Source organism: Moheibacter sp., from assembly GCF_049672845.1.
Lineage (GTDB): Bacteria > Bacteroidota > Bacteroidia > Flavobacteriales > Weeksellaceae > Moheibacter.
Map to the genome: position 1 here is coordinate 110,008 of NZ_JBATWT010000011.1, position 15,431 is coordinate 125,438.

General features: G+C 39.1%; 13 protein-coding genes. 10 read left to right on the top strand and 3 right to left on the bottom strand.

The features are described 5' to 3' along the window. Positions 1-66: 66 nt before the first annotated feature. Both WBF63_RS04575 and WBF63_RS04580 read right to left on the bottom strand, forming a co-directional pair. Positions 67-1,575, bottom strand: coding sequence for a GH3 auxin-responsive promoter family protein (locus WBF63_RS04575; protein WP_424368523.1), 1,509 nt, complete (start codon positions 1,573-1,575; stop codon positions 67-69). Further along, positions 1,576-2,445: a M23 family metallopeptidase gene (locus WBF63_RS04580; protein WP_424368524.1), complete on the bottom strand. Its 870-nt coding sequence runs from the start codon at positions 2,443-2,445 to the stop codon at positions 1,576-1,578. Positions 2,446-2,546: 101 nt separating this feature from the next. Here WBF63_RS04580 and WBF63_RS04585 point away from each other — a divergent pair, with 101 nt between their 5' ends. From WBF63_RS04585 to WBF63_RS04630, 10 genes are all read left to right on the top strand, one after another. After that, positions 2,547-5,018, top strand: a complete 2,472-nt coding sequence (locus WBF63_RS04585; protein WP_424368525.1) for a tetratricopeptide repeat protein — start codon at positions 2,547-2,549, stop codon at positions 5,016-5,018. A gap of 109 nt (positions 5,019-5,127) precedes the next feature. Next, complete coding sequence (locus tag WBF63_RS04590) at positions 5,128-6,288, top strand: acyl-CoA dehydrogenase family protein (RefSeq protein WP_424368526.1); 1,161 nt, start codon at positions 5,128-5,130, stop codon at positions 6,286-6,288. Between the two features lie 81 nt (positions 6,289-6,369). Beyond that, positions 6,370-7,596 carry a dihydrolipoamide acetyltransferase family protein gene (locus WBF63_RS04595; RefSeq protein WP_424368527.1) on the top strand — a complete coding sequence of 409 codons (1,227 nt, stop codon included), beginning with the start codon at positions 6,370-6,372 and terminating at the stop codon, positions 7,594-7,596. Positions 7,597-7,724: 128 nt separating this feature from the next. Continuing rightward, positions 7,725-8,360, top strand: coding sequence for a DUF4290 domain-containing protein (locus WBF63_RS04600; protein WP_424368528.1), 636 nt, complete (start codon positions 7,725-7,727; stop codon positions 8,358-8,360). A gap of 9 nt (positions 8,361-8,369) precedes the next feature. Further along, positions 8,370-9,683: a UDP-N-acetylglucosamine 1-carboxyvinyltransferase gene (gene murA, locus WBF63_RS04605; RefSeq protein WP_424368529.1), complete on the top strand. Its 1,314-nt coding sequence runs from the start codon at positions 8,370-8,372 to the stop codon at positions 9,681-9,683. A 32-nt stretch (positions 9,684-9,715) separates the two neighbouring features. Next, positions 9,716-10,414: a VTT domain-containing protein gene (locus WBF63_RS04610; RefSeq protein WP_424368530.1), complete on the top strand. Its 699-nt coding sequence runs from the start codon at positions 9,716-9,718 to the stop codon at positions 10,412-10,414. Next, positions 10,411-11,136, top strand: a complete 726-nt coding sequence (locus tag WBF63_RS04615; protein ID WP_424368531.1) for a shikimate dehydrogenase family protein — start codon at positions 10,411-10,413, stop codon at positions 11,134-11,136. Before WBF63_RS04610 ends, WBF63_RS04615 begins: the two co-directional genes overlap by 4 nt. Positions 11,137-11,183: 47 nt before the next feature. Then, on the top strand, positions 11,184-13,316 hold the full coding sequence (locus WBF63_RS04620; protein WP_424368532.1) for a DUF349 domain-containing protein: 2,133 nt from the start codon (positions 11,184-11,186) through the stop codon (positions 13,314-13,316). A 69-nt stretch (positions 13,317-13,385) separates the two neighbouring features. Then, positions 13,386-14,414, top strand: coding sequence for a bifunctional diaminohydroxyphosphoribosylaminopyrimidine deaminase/5-amino-6-(5-phosphoribosylamino)uracil reductase RibD (gene ribD, locus WBF63_RS04625; protein ID WP_424368533.1), 1,029 nt, complete (start codon positions 13,386-13,388; stop codon positions 14,412-14,414). Continuing rightward, the gene (locus tag WBF63_RS04630) at positions 14,411-15,016 is read left to right on the top strand and encodes an IMPACT family protein (protein WP_424368534.1); all 606 of its coding nucleotides are present in this window, start codon (positions 14,411-14,413) and stop codon (positions 15,014-15,016) included. The genes ribD and WBF63_RS04630 overlap by 4 nt, the downstream gene beginning before the upstream one ends. Here WBF63_RS04630 and WBF63_RS04635 read toward each other — a convergent pair. Beyond that, complete coding sequence (locus WBF63_RS04635; protein ID WP_424368535.1) at positions 15,008-15,415, bottom strand: acyl-CoA thioesterase; 408 nt, start codon at positions 15,413-15,415, stop codon at positions 15,008-15,010. The genes WBF63_RS04630 and WBF63_RS04635 overlap by 9 nt on opposite strands. Between the last annotated feature and the right edge of the window lie 16 nt (positions 15,416-15,431).

Consider the following 15,431-nt stretch of genomic DNA (forward strand, 5'->3'; position numbering starts at 1 on the left):
TTAGAAATGAACTGAAATTTCAAACTAATATCGGAGTGTTCAATTATTTAGAATTCAATCATTCATTCATTCTGCCTCCACCAAATTCAGTTTATAGAATTCATCGGCAATTTTCCGGTCATTGGAAAGTCGTGGTACTTTGTTTTGTCCACCGAGTTTGCCCTGGGATTTCATAAATTGATTGAAACCTTCCTTTTTTATTTTTGAGATTTTCAGTTGCTGAAGAATATTACCTGAAATCAGATCATCATAATAAGAATTAAAACTTCTCAGGTTTTTATCCAGTTCCTGACGGAATAATTCAAAATTTTCCGGTTCTTCCGCAAACTCCACAAACCATTCGTGATAGGGAAATCCTTCGTCCGGATTGACTTTTGGCGCGACGGTAAATTCAGAAACTTTTGCCGGATATTTTTTCAAAGTTTTTTGCATTGCTTGTTCGACTTCGTGCGCAATCACGTGTTCGCCAAAGGCCGAAGTATAATGTTTAATTCGCCCCGAAACCACAATCCGATAAGGCGAAAGACTGGTAAATCGAACGGTATCACCAATGTTATAGCCCCAAAGTCCGGCGTTTGTGTTGAGAATCAGTACATAATCTTTATCGAGCTCCACGTCCCGAATCGAAATTCGGCTTGGGTTTTCATCAAAAAATTCGTCAGCCGGAATGAATTCATAAAAAATTCCGTGGTTCAGCAACAATAATAAATCGTTGGCTTTGACAGAATCCTGAAATCCGATGAAACCTTCTGAAGCGGGATAGGTCTGAATCACATCCAGATCTTCGCCGATGAGCTCAATCATTTTTTCCCGATAAGGATTGTAATTCACGCCGCCGGTAACCAAAAGTTGGAGATTGGGAAAGATTTCTTTTATATTTTTTTTGCCTGATTTTTCAATTAATTTTTCAAAATACATGACCAGCCAGGGCGGAATTCCCGAAATCAGCGTCATATTTTCAGTCAGGGTTTCTTCGACCACTTTATCGACTTTGGTTTCCCAATCTTCGATACAATTTGTTTCCCAGCTTGGCATTCGGTTTTTCTGAAGGTATTTCGGAACGAAATGCGCCACAATTCCCGAAAGACGTCCGACGTTGATACCGTTTTCTTTTTCCAGTTCGGGGCTTCCCTGAAGGAAAATCATTTTTCCTTCTATAAAATCCGATCTTCCAGTTTCCCTCATATAATTCAGCAAAGCATTTCTTGCAGATTTTATGTGATAAGGCATTGAATCTTTTGAAATTGGAATGTATTTGGAACCCGAAGTAGTACCCGAAGTTTTGGCCAAATAAAGCGGTTTTCCTTTCCAGAGAACGTCGGATTTTCCGTTTCGAATTAAATCGATATAGGATTTCAAAGCTTCATAATCTCGGATGGGAACTTGGTTTTTGAAATCTTCATAAGTTTGGATTTTTTCAAATCCATGGTCTTTCCCGAATTGGGTTTGTTTTCCGGCGGAAATCAATTCGCGGAAGATTTTAGTTTGAGTTTCAACAGGATGTGTAATCCATTTCTCTTCGCTTTTGGAATTAATTCCGGCAAAAATTCTGGCTATTTCTGATTTGAATCCCATTTAAAAAACGATGTATTGTTGCGGATCGACCGGTGTTCCATCAATCCAGAGTTCGAAATGGAGATGCGGCCCGGTGGTGAGTTCTCCGGTATTTCCAACCGCTGCTATGACTTCGCCTTTTTTGACTACTTCTCCCATTTTTTTATAAACCGTCAAAGCATGTTTATAAACCGAAATCATTCCGCGCTGATGTTGAATGACAACTACATAACCTGTGTCGGGAGTCCAATCGGTGAAGATGACGGTTCCCATCGCTACCGATTTGATGGCTTCGCCCTGTTGGGCGGCAATATCAATGGCCATATGGTTTTCTTCGGTTTCGTATCCGGCTGTGATCATCCCTTTCAATGGAGTAAACAAAAGATTGCCGGATTCCTGACTGTCCTGATTGCCTTGTATGCTGAAAAGTTCTTCTTGTTCCACTTCCTTTCGAAGTTCAAGGTCATCTTCCGTCGGAGAAAGGTCGATTTTACTCAGATCAACGGCTACGGTAATTGGCGTTTGCATAGTGTCAATTTCAGGAATCGGAACTTCGCCACGCAGTATGGCGCGGAGGTTTTTGATGTAAAGATCATTGGCTTTGGTTCGTGTTTCCAGTTCTTCTATCTGATTGGTCAGGTTTAGTATTTCTTCTTTGTCCTGAACATTGATTTGTTTTTCAGATGGCAGAATGTAATCGTGCAAAGGTGTATAAAGGAGCGTAAGTGTCGTGCATGCAATGGTGAAGAAAGTCATCAGTGCAATGACTACCAGCACGTTCATTCTGTTTAAACGAAATGAAAATTGTTCTTCCTGCGATTCTTCATTGAGAATGATCAGGGTATGTTTTTGCAACAATTTCCGGAGTATGTTTTTTTTCTTTTTGGCCATTGATTAATAAATGCAAATATCTGAATAGATTTTAAATCTATCATACAAGATTTTTTTAATTAATGCGTTTTTATTGTAGTTTTGTCGGGATTGGATAACTTATGAAAAAGAAATTAATAGCATTTGCATGTTTGGGATTGTTGGTGAGCTGTTCTGTTAAAAGAGATTCGGCCAAAAACAGAGCTTTCCACAATACAACTGCCTGGTTCAATACTTTGTTCAATGCGGAAGAAGAAATGGACAAAAAGATTGATGAACTTGAAATCAGTTATCAGGATAATTACTCAGAAATCCTTCCCGTAGATCCACGACCTGAAATTGTACAGCCTGAATTAACCGACGATTATATCAACCAGCAGGCATCAAACTTCCGTCCCGGTGGTTCCGGCAGCAATAATCAGCCTGCCGTAACCGGATTTGATTTAGTGGAAAAAAAGGCTTTGAAAGCCATTGAAAATCACTCCATGCTCATCAACGGACGTGAAAGAAATAAAAGCATGACCCGCGCTTATCTTATTCTTGGAAAAGCACGTTATAACAACGGTAAAAGTTTTGAATCTCTTGAAGCCTTGAATTATCTTCAGTCAAAACTTCCTTATCATAAGAAATTTACGCCCGAAGCCAGAATGTATACTGCATTGGCACATTTTCAGAACGGAAATGATTTTGAAGGTGAAAGAATTCTTGAAAATCTGAATAAGGATGATGGATATAAAAAGAAAATGAAAGAAAAGTTTTCCAAATATTATGCGGAAAACATGATCAGAAAGGGAGAATATGAAGATGCACTGGATGTTTTGGAAAAAACTATCCGAAATACAAAGAATAAGAAAAGGAGAGCCAGGTATCATTTTATTGAAGGTCAGCTTTATTCCAAACTTGGAATGCAAAATGAAGCAGGTGAGGCTTTTACCCGCGTTTATCAGATGAAGCCCGGATTTGAAATGGAAGTCAAATCTCAGCTCGCAATCGCAGCCAATTTTGATCCTGAAAAAAACAGTTATAATTCATACAAAGATCATTTATTGGACGTTTCCAAAAAAGGAAACTATGTTTCCCGTAAAAATGAATTCCTTTATGCGATCGGAGATATTGCCGCAAAAGCCGGTAAAATTGAAGAAGCACGTAAATATTTAAAAGAAAGCTTTGTTGGGCCAGCATCAGACCCTTACGTGAGAGGTTTAGCTTACGAACGATATGCCGATTTGGAGTTTGCTCACGGAAATTATGTTCATGCTTCGGCTTATTATGACAGCGCCCTTTCGGTGGCACCCTATGACAAAGATATTGCGCGTATTACAGAAAGAAATTCTTCTCTGAAAACACTCATGGAAAAATATTATCTGGTAAAGAAAAACGATAGTATCCTCAAGCTGGCTTATATGAGTCCTGAAGAAAAAGACAAATTCTTTGGAGATTATATCGCTAAATTGAAAATTGAAGATGCCAAACGTCAGAAGCAAATGGAGGAAGAAGCCACTATTTTTCAGACACAGACAAAAGGAACAGGCTTTGGAAGCTCATTTGATGAAGGTGGTGGAAGCAGTTTTTATTTCTACAATACATCTTTGAAAGCAAACGGTCAAAATGAATTTAAGAGAGTTTGGGGAAATGCACGTCTGGCAGATAACTGGAGATCCTCAACCGGAGCAATGCTTAGCCTGGAAGAACAGGAGGCGCAGATGCTGGGGCAGGTAGATGCTCAGAATCCGAGAAGGTATGAACTGGATTTCTATCTTGAACAGATTCCTACCAAACCCAACGAATTGAACAGATTAAAAATAGAACGCGATACCACGGAACTTTCTTTGGGAATTGGTTACTATGATTTATTTAAAAATGCGAGAACGGCGACTGAAACATTGGAACACCTCGTTTCGACTCCGCCAAAAGAACAATCAACTGAAGCTCAGGCCTATTATCAGATTTACCGCATCAACAATAAAGAAGAAAATCTGAGTAAAGCAGAAGAATATAAAAATTTGATTCTTTCAAAATATCCGAATTCGATTTATGCAGAATACATTCTGAATCCTGAAGTTGACTTCATTACACCCACTACAAAAGAAGCTCTGGCTTTCTATGAAGAAACTTATGATTTATACAAAGCTGCCGAATATGAAAGAGTAAAATCCCGTACAGTAGAAGCTATTGAGAAATATCCGACCGAAGCTATCATTGCCAAATTCTCACTTTTAAATGCGCTTGCAATAGGAAAAACCGAAGGAAGGGAAAATTTAATTTCAGCTTTGGAGTTGATTACAGTGGCTTATCAGAATACAGATGAAGCAAAAAAAGCACAGGAAATTCTAGATTTGCTGACAGGTAAAAAGAAAGAAACTGACAATGAAAAAGGAGATGTTTCTGAAGAAGAAATGAAGAAGAAGGAAGCTGAGATGATACCTGATGAAAAGGAAAGTGTACCTGCTTCTCCAAAACCGCGAAATAATACATCCAATACACGTCCTACTCAGAATGCGCCTAAAAATACGACCCAACAAGCGGTTCCAAGTCGCCCCGAAGAAGGAGAGCGAAGACCTACAGGTCCGGGAAGTCCGGGAGGAGATGATTAAAACATCCGGAATATGGTAATTAACAAGTGATGAGTTGATAAATAACAATTCATTTATTATTTGCCATTCTTGTTTTTCTAATTAATTTTACGCACCAAAACAAACAAAAATGACAACCGATTATTTTAAAATAGAAGATTTACTAACCGAAGAAAATAAACTCGTTCAGCAAAGTGTCCGTGAATTCGTGAACCAGGAAATCAAACCTGTGATTGACGAAGCCGCGCATAACCACACCGATTTGCCGGGATTAATGCCCAAACTGGGTGCCATCGGCGCTTTAGGGCCTTATATTCCGGAAGAATACGGCGGCGCAGGTTTGGATCAGATTTCCTATGGATTAATTATGCAAGAACTTGAAGCCGGTGACAGTGCCGTACGTTCGGCCGCATCCGTTCAGTCGTCTTTGGTGATGTATCCTATTTTTACATTCGGTTCAGAAGAACAAAAAAGAAAATACCTACCCAAATTAGCCACAGGCGAAATGGTCGGATGTTTCGGTCTGACCGAACCCAACCACGGTTCTAATCCTTCCGGAATGGAAACGAGAATTATCGATAAAGGCTCGCATTATGTTCTAAACGGTGCCAAAATGTGGATCACCAATTCACCGATTGCCGACATCGCAGTGGTTTGGGCAAGAGATGAAGAAGGAAAAATCCGCGGAATGCTAGTAGAACGCGGAATGCAAGGTTTCTCAACACCTGAAACCCACAACAAATGGTCACTTCGTGCTTCCAAAACCGGAGAATTGGTGTTTGAAAACGTAGAAATTCCAAAAGAGAATGTTTTTCCGCACGTAAACAGTTTGAGAGGACCGCTTTCTTGTTTGAATTCAGCACGATACGGAATCAGCTGGGGCGTAATTGGTGCTGCGATTGATTGTTATGAAGTCGCTTTGAAATATTCGCTGGAAAGATTCCAATTCGGAAAACCCATTGCTTCTTTTCAGTTGCAACAAAAGAAATTAGCCGAATTTATCACCGAAATTACCAAAGCTCAATTGTTGGCTTGGCGTTTAGGAACTTTGAAAAATGAAGACAAAGCGACACCTGCGCAGATTTCCATGGCAAAACGAAACAACGTGAGAATGGCATTGGATATCGCACGTGAATCGCGTCAGATTTTAGGAGGAATGGGAATCGTAGGAGATTATCCGATGATGCGCCACGCCGCTAATTTAGAGTCCGTTATCACTTACGAAGGAACCCATGATATCCATTTACTAATTACCGGAAATGACATTACAGGAATCAATGCGTTTGAATAATTAGATTGAAGTATTAAGTAACAAGATATAGACATAAGAAAAGTCTTAATACTTGATACTTAATACTTAATACTTCAAGAGATGAAAGAAATCCAAATTCTCCTTCCCAAAATGGGCGAAAGCGTGATGGAAGCTACCATTACAGACTGGTTGAAAAATCCCGGTGATAAAATCGCCAAAGATGAATTGTTCGTTACCATCGGTACGGACAAAGTGGACAGCGATTTGCCGTCCGAATACGAAGGAATTCTCAAAGAAATTCTGGTTCAGGAAGGAGAAGAAGTGAAAGTCGGTCATCCGATTGCGGTTATGGAAGTTTCGGCCGATACAATTGTACATACCGAAAAATTTGAAATCAAAGAAACCGATACGATTTCAACCGAAACCAATGTTGAATTATTGGAAACCAAATCTTTGGACGGAAAATCTTTTCTATCGCCCGTAGTTCGGAGAATCGCCGCCGAAAACGGATTAGAAATCGAAGATTTAAAGCAAATCAAACCGACGGGAGAAAACGGGAGAATTCGCAAAGCCGATATTTTAAAATTTCTTAAAAAAGACGAAAAACCAATTCAGCAAAAGGTTTCTACTAAATTAAATCTGAACATCCAACCCGAAGATAAAGTCGAGTCTTTGCCAAGAATCCGACAAATAGCAGCGGAACATTTGCAGACTTCTTATCAGATCATTCCTCACGTGACGACTTTTTCGGAAGTCAATGTGACGAATTTGGTCAATCACCGTGAAAAAATCAAAGAAGATTTCCAGAAAGAAAACGGTGTGAAAGTAACTTATACGCATTTCATCATGAAAGCGGTCATCGAAACTTTGGTTGAATTTCCGAAGTTCAATGCCTGGATGAATGAAGATGAATTAATCATCAAAAACGACATCAATCTGGGATTTGCAACTGCTTTGCCCGACGGAAACCTGATTGTTCCAAACATAAAGAAAGTCAATGATTTAAGTCTGAAAGAAATCATTGAAAACGTGAATCTTATCGGGAACAACGCCAAATCTAATAAATTGAAATCAACCGACATTCAGAATACGACTTTTACGGTAAGTAATACCGGTATTTTTGGAAGTTTGGCCGGTACACCGATTATTTCCCGTCCGCAGGTTGCCGTTTTGGCTTTGGGCGAAATCCGATCCGGAGCAGGAGTTATTATTGTCGATGGCAAAGAAGAATTAGCCGTTTGCAAAATGATGATGCTTTCGCTTTCCTATGACCACAGGGTGATTGACGGCGCTCTGGCTTCGCAGTTTCTGACTTCTCTGAAGAAGAGATTGGAGTCGGTTGCGTAATTTTTTACGAATTAATCAGTTTTAAATCATTCTCTTTCTCATCTAAAGATTATAAAACCTATAATTTTTTGTTAAACAAAAGAATTTAATTTCAGATATTGTACTTTTGTGAACATTCAAAATTTACAATGGAATACAATACCGCGAGAAAACCCTTAATCATCCCTGAATACGGCCGCCACATACAAGAAATGGTGGATTATTGCCTAACGATAGAAGATGATGAAGAAAGAAATGGCTTTGCACAAATCATAATTGAAGTAATGGGAGAACTGAATCCGCACCTGCGTGATGTCCCCGACTTCCAGCATAAACTTTGGGATCAGTTGTTTATAATGTCCAAATTTCAGTTGGATGTAAAATCGCCGTATCCGCAACCTACCGCAGAGGAGGTTTACAGTAAACCCAACAAAGTTCGTTATCCAAAAGACGAATACAAATACAAATATTACGGGAAGAACATCAGAAACATGATCAAGGTCGCCAAAGAATGGGAAGGCGATAAACAGGAAGGTTTGGTGATGGTAATTGCCAATCATATGAAAAAATGTTATTTGTTGTGGAACAAAGACACCGTGGACGATCAGACGATTTTCAACCATTTGTTCGAATTGTCAGAAGGAGCTTTTGATTTACGAAATGCAGACGAAACTTTATTGTCAAACGACCGATTACAAGTGGGAAATCATCATCATTCCAATAAAAATCGGAAAACCAAAAATTCCCAGAACAACAATAACCGTAATAAATCCAAACATAAATAACACCCAAGAATGTCAGTATTTGAAATCAGAGGAGGAAATCGCTTAAGTGGCGAAATCATTCCCCAAGGTGCTAAAAATGAAGTGCTTCAGATTTTGTGTGCCGTACTTTTAACAACCGAGCCGGTTCGGATTAAAAATATTCCCGACATACGGGATGTCAACCGATTGATTGAAATCCTGGGAGATCTCGGAGTGAAAGTCCAAAAAAACGCAAAAGGAGATTATACCTTTCAGGCAGACGATATTCAGATGGATTATTTGCAAACCAAAGAATTCAAAAAAGACGGAGCTGCACTTCGTGGATCCATTATGCTGATGGGACCGCTTCTCGCCAAATATGGAAAGGCCTATATGCCAAAACCGGGTGGAGACAAAATAGGACGAAGACGTTTGGATACACATTTCCAAGGATTCATCAACTTAGGCGCAAAATACCGATTCGAAGAAGGAGAAGATTTCTACGGTGTAGAACTTGAAAACGGAAAACCACTTCAAGGTACTTATATGTTATTGGAAGAAGCTTCTGTAACCGGAACGGCCAACATCGTGATGGCGGCTGTTTTGGCCAAAGGAAAAACAACGATTTACAATGCCGCCTGTGAACCTTATCTTCAACAATTATGCAAAATGCTCGTCCGGATGGGCGCAAAAATAGAAGGTATTGGTTCCAATTTATTGATCATTGAAGGGGTAGAAGAACTTTCAGGAACCGAACATACCGTTTTGCCCGATATGATTGAAATTGGTTCTTGGATTGGATTGGCAGCCATGACCAAATCGGAACTGACCATAAAAGATGTGTCTTGGGACAATTTAGGCGTCATCCCCGATGTTTTCCGAAAACTCGGCATTCAATTGGAAAAACAAAACGACGATATATACATTCCCGCACAGGAACATTATAAAATCCAGAAATTTATGGACGGTTCCATTCTTACCGTTTCAGACGCGCCTTGGCCTGGTTTTACACCGGATTTGTTGAGTATCGTTTTGGTAATTGCCACCCAAGCAAAAGGAAGCTTGCTGGTGCACCAAAAAATGTTTGAAAGCCGATTGTTTTTCGTAGATAAATTAATTGATATGGGCGCTCAGATTATTCTTTGCGATCCACACAGAGCCACTGTCATTGGACAAAATCACGAAACACCTTTGCGCGGGACCACAATGAGTTCGCCCGATATCCGAGCTGGAATCGCGCTTCTTATCGCCGCACTTTCAGCAAAAGGAAAAAGTATTATACACAATATTGAACAAATTGACAGAGGTTACGAACAAATTGACACCCGACTCCGCGCAATTGGCGCTGATATCGTTCGGGCGTGATTTTTGCTGATTTCTAGCTGAAATACCCTTAAATGCAAGAAATTTTTGATGCTATAACTGGTTTTGTCAGTCGACCTGATAAAGTAATAAAACATTTATTCGACGAATACGGAAATTGGATTTATCTCCTTTTGTTTCTACAGATATTTGCCGAAACAGGATTGATATTTCTGATATTTTTCACCGCCTTTCTTCCTGGAGATGCCTTACTTTTTGCATTGGGAATGATTGCAGCCAGCAAAGACAATAGTTTACAGATTGAAATTCTCATTCCTCTTTTAATGTTGGCAGCTCTTTTGGGAGACAACCTAAATTATTTAGTGGGTAGAAGATTTGGGAAATGGATTTTGCAAAAAGAAGACTCTCGCTTTTACAAAAAGAAATACCTGAAAAGAGCGATGAGGATTTTTAAAAAAAATGGAAGAAATGCCATTATTATTGCTCGTTTCACACCGGTGATTCGCACACTCATTCCTTTTGTTTGCGGAACTTTACATTTAAAATACAGGGTTTTTCTATTGTATAGTTTCATTGGCGCAACCGTTTGGGTAGGTGGAATTACACTCATCGGTTATTTTCTCGGCCAATTTAGTTTTGTCGAACAAAATTTAGGGAAATTCATTATTGCCATCATCGTATTGGCAAACTTGCCGACCATTACAAAAATTATCAAAACTCGAATCGAAAGAGTTAAGAAAATTAAGCGAATAAAAGAATTCAGAAACAGGTGAGAAAGTTTGGACTAATAGGAAAAAACATTGCTTATTCCTTTTCCGAATCGTATTTTCACGATAAATTCCGAAAAGAAAACATCACCAATTCGACGTATCAATTATTTGATTTAAAGTCAATTTCAGAAGTTGAAGAATTATTTCAAACGAAAGAGTTGAAAGGTTTCAATGTGACGATTCCCTACAAAGAAGAAATAATTCCTTATTTGGACGAATTAAGTCCGGAAGCTCAAAAAATTGGCGCAGTGAATTGCGTGAAAATTCAAAACAATAAAAAAATCGGTTTCAATACGGACGCCTTTGGTTTTGAAAATTCACTCAAGCCCTTGCTCGAAAAACACCATCAGAAAGCATTGATTTTGGGTGATGGCGGAGCTGCCAAAGCGGTGAAATTTGCATTAACTAAACTCGATATAGAATTTAAGTCAGTTACAAGAAAGGGCGAATTGAAATTTTCAGATTTAAATCAGGAAATTATTTCTACTCATCAACTGATCATCAATTGCACACCCGTTGGGACTTTCCCGGATTTAGAAACATCGCCCGATATTCCTTATGAATTTCTTACTGATTCACATTTGCTTTACGATTTGATTTACAATCCCGAAAAAACAAAGTTCCTTCAGTTGGGAGAAACCCAAGGTGCCAAAATCAAAAACGGCTATGAAATGCTTGTTTTGCAGGCAGAAAAATCTTGGGAAATTTGGAGCCAATCTTTGTAAATCGCTTATGATTTATTAGATTTGTTAATCTAAAAGAAAAACGCGTTATGACAACTGAATTGGATAACCTGCACAATGGAGCAGATGGAGAAAATGATAAAAAATTAAATCCCCTTGAGAATTCTGAAAAATCAACTGATAATGAGTCTGATAAGCAGGATTTAAGCGAGGAGGGAATCACAGATGCTCCCGAAAAAATTTCTGAAGAATCAGTTTCTCAGGAAGAGTCTGCCACAATGGGAACTCAGGAAGAAATGCCTGGAACCCAAGAAACTGAAATTCAAAATGAGTCTAAAGAAGAAACTTCTGATGAGCCAGAATCTGCTCAGTCCGAAGATGCCGATGATTACAAATCCGAAACAAACGGAGAAGAATCTGACGAGAGCGAAGACTCACACGAAGAGGAAATTCCATTTAAAAATTACGATGAACTTCCTTTGACCGTCTTGATAGGAGAAGCAAAAGAATTGCTAAAAAATCATCCGGCAAGAAAACTAAGGGAACATTTCCATCAGATTCGTGACGCCGTGAAAAAACAGCTGGAAGAGGACGAAAACAGCAAAAAAGAGGCTTTTGTAGAAGCAGGCGGTGAAGAAACCGATTTCCATTATGACAATCCCCAAAGAAGAGAATTCAACGCCGTTTTCAATGATTATCGAAAACAACTTGATGCATTCTACAAAGAGCAGGAAAAATCACAACAAGAAAATCTAAAAGAACGCCTTCAAATCATTGATGAATTAAAAGCTCTTTATCAGGACACAGTAGATGAGAGTTCAAATATATTCACAACATTCCGTCAGCTAAAAACAAGATGGCACAATGCAGGCCCTATCCCAAAAGCCCAAGCCGGAAATGTTTTTAGAACTTATTTCCACCATTTGGATAATTTCTATGAATACCTGAATTTAAACAAAGAACTTCGAGAAATGGACTATGCACACAATTTACAGGTGCGCGAGTCCATCATCAAACGTGCAGAAGAATTGGTTGAAGAAGAAAATGTTCAGAAAGCACTCAACGAACTTCAATACCTACACAGACTTTGGAAAGAAGAAGCCGTGCCGGTGGCAGAAGAACTTCGCGAACCAACTTGGCAAAGGTTTAAAGAGCTGACACATAAAATCCATGATAGAAAATCGGAACTCGGTGAAAAAATCAAAGCCGAACAAGAAGAAAATCTGAAAAAGAAACGAGAAATTCTTGACAATATAAAAGCACTTACCGAAAATGCCGATAAAAAATCACACGGCGAATGGCAATCCGGAATCAAAAAATTGAATGCGCTGCGTGAAAGTTTCTTGGCCGTAGGAAGAGTTCCCAAAGAAGTAAACCAGAAAATGTGGGACGAATTCAAAGCCGCTACACGTGATTTCAACCACGCCAAAAATGAATTCTACAAATCCCTTAAAACCGAACAACAAACCAATCTGGAAAAAAAACAGGAATTGTTGAGGATTGCCAAAGAACATGAAAACAGCACCGATTGGAATGCCTCTGTTCAAGTAATCAAAAGAATTCAGGCAGATTGGAAAAAAATCGGGCATGTGCCGAGAAAATATTCAGATTCCATCTGGAAAGAATTCAAAGATGCATGTAATAAATTCTTTGACAATTACAAAGAAAGAGGTAATCAGGTCAATCAACAATTTGAAGAAAATCTGATTAAAAAAGAAGAATTACTTACTGAAATCAAAGCATTCAGCGCAAAAGAAAATGTTCAGGAAAATCTGGATGCCATCAATGATTTCAACGTCCGCTGGAACAGTATCGGGAAAGTTCCTGCGCCAAAAATGGGTATCAACAGTGAATTCAATAAAGTCATCGGTGAATTGGTGAAATCACTCGGTCTGACCGATCACGAAATTCAGGATTTCAAAATGGCTTCCCTTGTGGATCAGATCAAGTCAGGGCAAGATGAACGTCTTCTAGACGATGAAATCCGAAAAGCTCGTAAACTCATCGACGAACTGGAAAAAGAAATCAATCAATTGGAAACAAATGTTGGCTTCTTTGCAAATGCCGATCAAAACAGTCCGTTGTTGAAGGATGTTTACAGGCAAATTGAAGAAAAACGTTCACGTTTGACCGATACAGAAATCAAATTGAGAAAATTACATCGAATTGATTTTGACGAAGAGGTTAACGACTCGGGAAATGCCGAAGAATCTGAAGGTTAATTTTATCGAAAAATAATTTCCACGCTTCAAAGGTTTCTTGAATCTTTGAAGCGTTTTTTTAGATCCAAAATGGAGAAATTTGAGGAACAAATGATGCGTAGATGCATTCAACTCGCACAACTCGGGCTCGGAACTACTTATCCGAATCCATTAGTTGGCTGTGTGATCGTTCACGAAAATAAAATTGTGGCAGAAGGATGGCATCAAAAATATGGATCCGCTCACGCCGAAGTCAATGCTATACAACAAATCAGCGATAAGGAAATCCTGAGAAATTCAACTTTATATGTTTCACTTGAACCTTGTGCACATCATGGAAAAACGCCCCCTTGCGCTGATCTCATTATTCAGTGTCAAATCCCGAGAGTTGTAGTGGGAACTTCTGATCCTTTTGCAAAAGTTAATGGATTGGGAATTCAAAAAATGAAGGAAGCCGGAATCGACGTGAAGCTTGGTTTGCTGGAGCATGAATGTAGGGAGTTAAATAAAAGGTTCTTTACATTTCATGAGAAAAAGCGCCCCTACATCATTCTGAAATGGGCGCAGACAGCCGATGGTTTTATGGCGCCAACCACGGGTAAGCAAAAATGGATTACAAATAAGTTTTCCAAACAATTGGTTCATAAATGGAGAACCGAAGAGCAGGGGATACTTGTGGGAACCAATACCGCTCAAGTCGATAATCCAGAGCTAAATGCAAGATTATGGGAAGGAAATAATCCGGTCCGGATGGTGCTGGATCGGGATTTGAAATTGAATCTAAATTTGAATTTATTCAACCGAAATCAGAAAACTTTGGTTTTTACCGAGGAGCCAAACACAAATTCAGAAAATTTAGAATTCATTCCCATTCGTTTTGATGAAAATTTAGCGGAGCAGATTCTTGAAGAATTATATGAAAGAGAAATTCAGTCGGTCATTATAGAAGGAGGAAAGCAGACACTCGAAACCTTTATCAGAAAAGGATTATGGGACGAAGCCCGGATTTTTACGTCTTTAGATAATTGGAGTGAAGGTATTCATTCACCCGAAATTTCGGGACAAATAATTGAAACCCGTAACATTGCCGGTAACAAACTTGAGATTTTCAGAAAATGAGTTTTTCTTTTCAAACCATATCCAATCCGGTTGAGGAAATTACTTTCAAGGAAAAAGGAAGTAAATTCATCGGTTTTGCTTATCCGGTGGATGACGAAGAAGAAGCAAAGGAAAGGCTGACCGAACTTTGGCAGAAATATCCTGATGCTACCCATATCTGTTATGCATATCGGCTGGGAATCAACGGTGAAAATTATCGGGCAAATGACGACGGAGAGCCATCGGGTAGTGCAGGTCTCCCAATTTACAATCAAATTTTATCCAAAGAAATAACCAATGTGCTGGTGGCTTCTGTTCGCTTTTACGGCGGAACGAAACTCGGCGTTGCAGGTTTGATAAAAGCCTATAAACTCTCTGCCCAAATGGTTTTGGAAGAAGCTAAAATTGTGGAAAAACACCTCACGCAAAAAGTGAATTTTGAATTTTCATACGAAGATCAGGGAAGCGTGATGCGAAACATCGATAAGTTCAATGCCGAAGTCCTAAAAACAGAGTTTACCGATAAATGTGCGGTGCAGGTCAAAATCAGAAAAGAAAATCTGGAAAATTTTTTAAGTTCATTTGAACCATTATATCAGGTAAAAATTGAAGTTTTAGAATAATTCCTCTAGACGTTCTTTCATGTATTGGGGACAACGAACAGGTTTTCGTGTTTGCATATCGATAAAAGCCAGGGTAGAAACTCCGGTTGTTAATAACTCCTGTTTCTCGTTGTAAATTTCGTAAGTGAAATGAATGCGCACGCCTCGTGGAATTTCCGGTAAAAATGTTTTAATTTCAAGCAGTTCATCGTAATAAGCGGGTTTATGAAATTTAAGGTTGAGTTCGGTAACCGGAAGCATAATTCCCTTGTCTTCCAACTCCTTGTAAGGTAGCCCCATTTCGCGGAAAAATTCCACTCTTGCAACTTCACAGTAAGTTGCGTAATTTCCATGATAAACCACGCCCATCTGGTCGGTTTCGCCGTATCTTACACGTATTGAAATCCTTGTCGAAATCATATTAAAGTATTGCGTT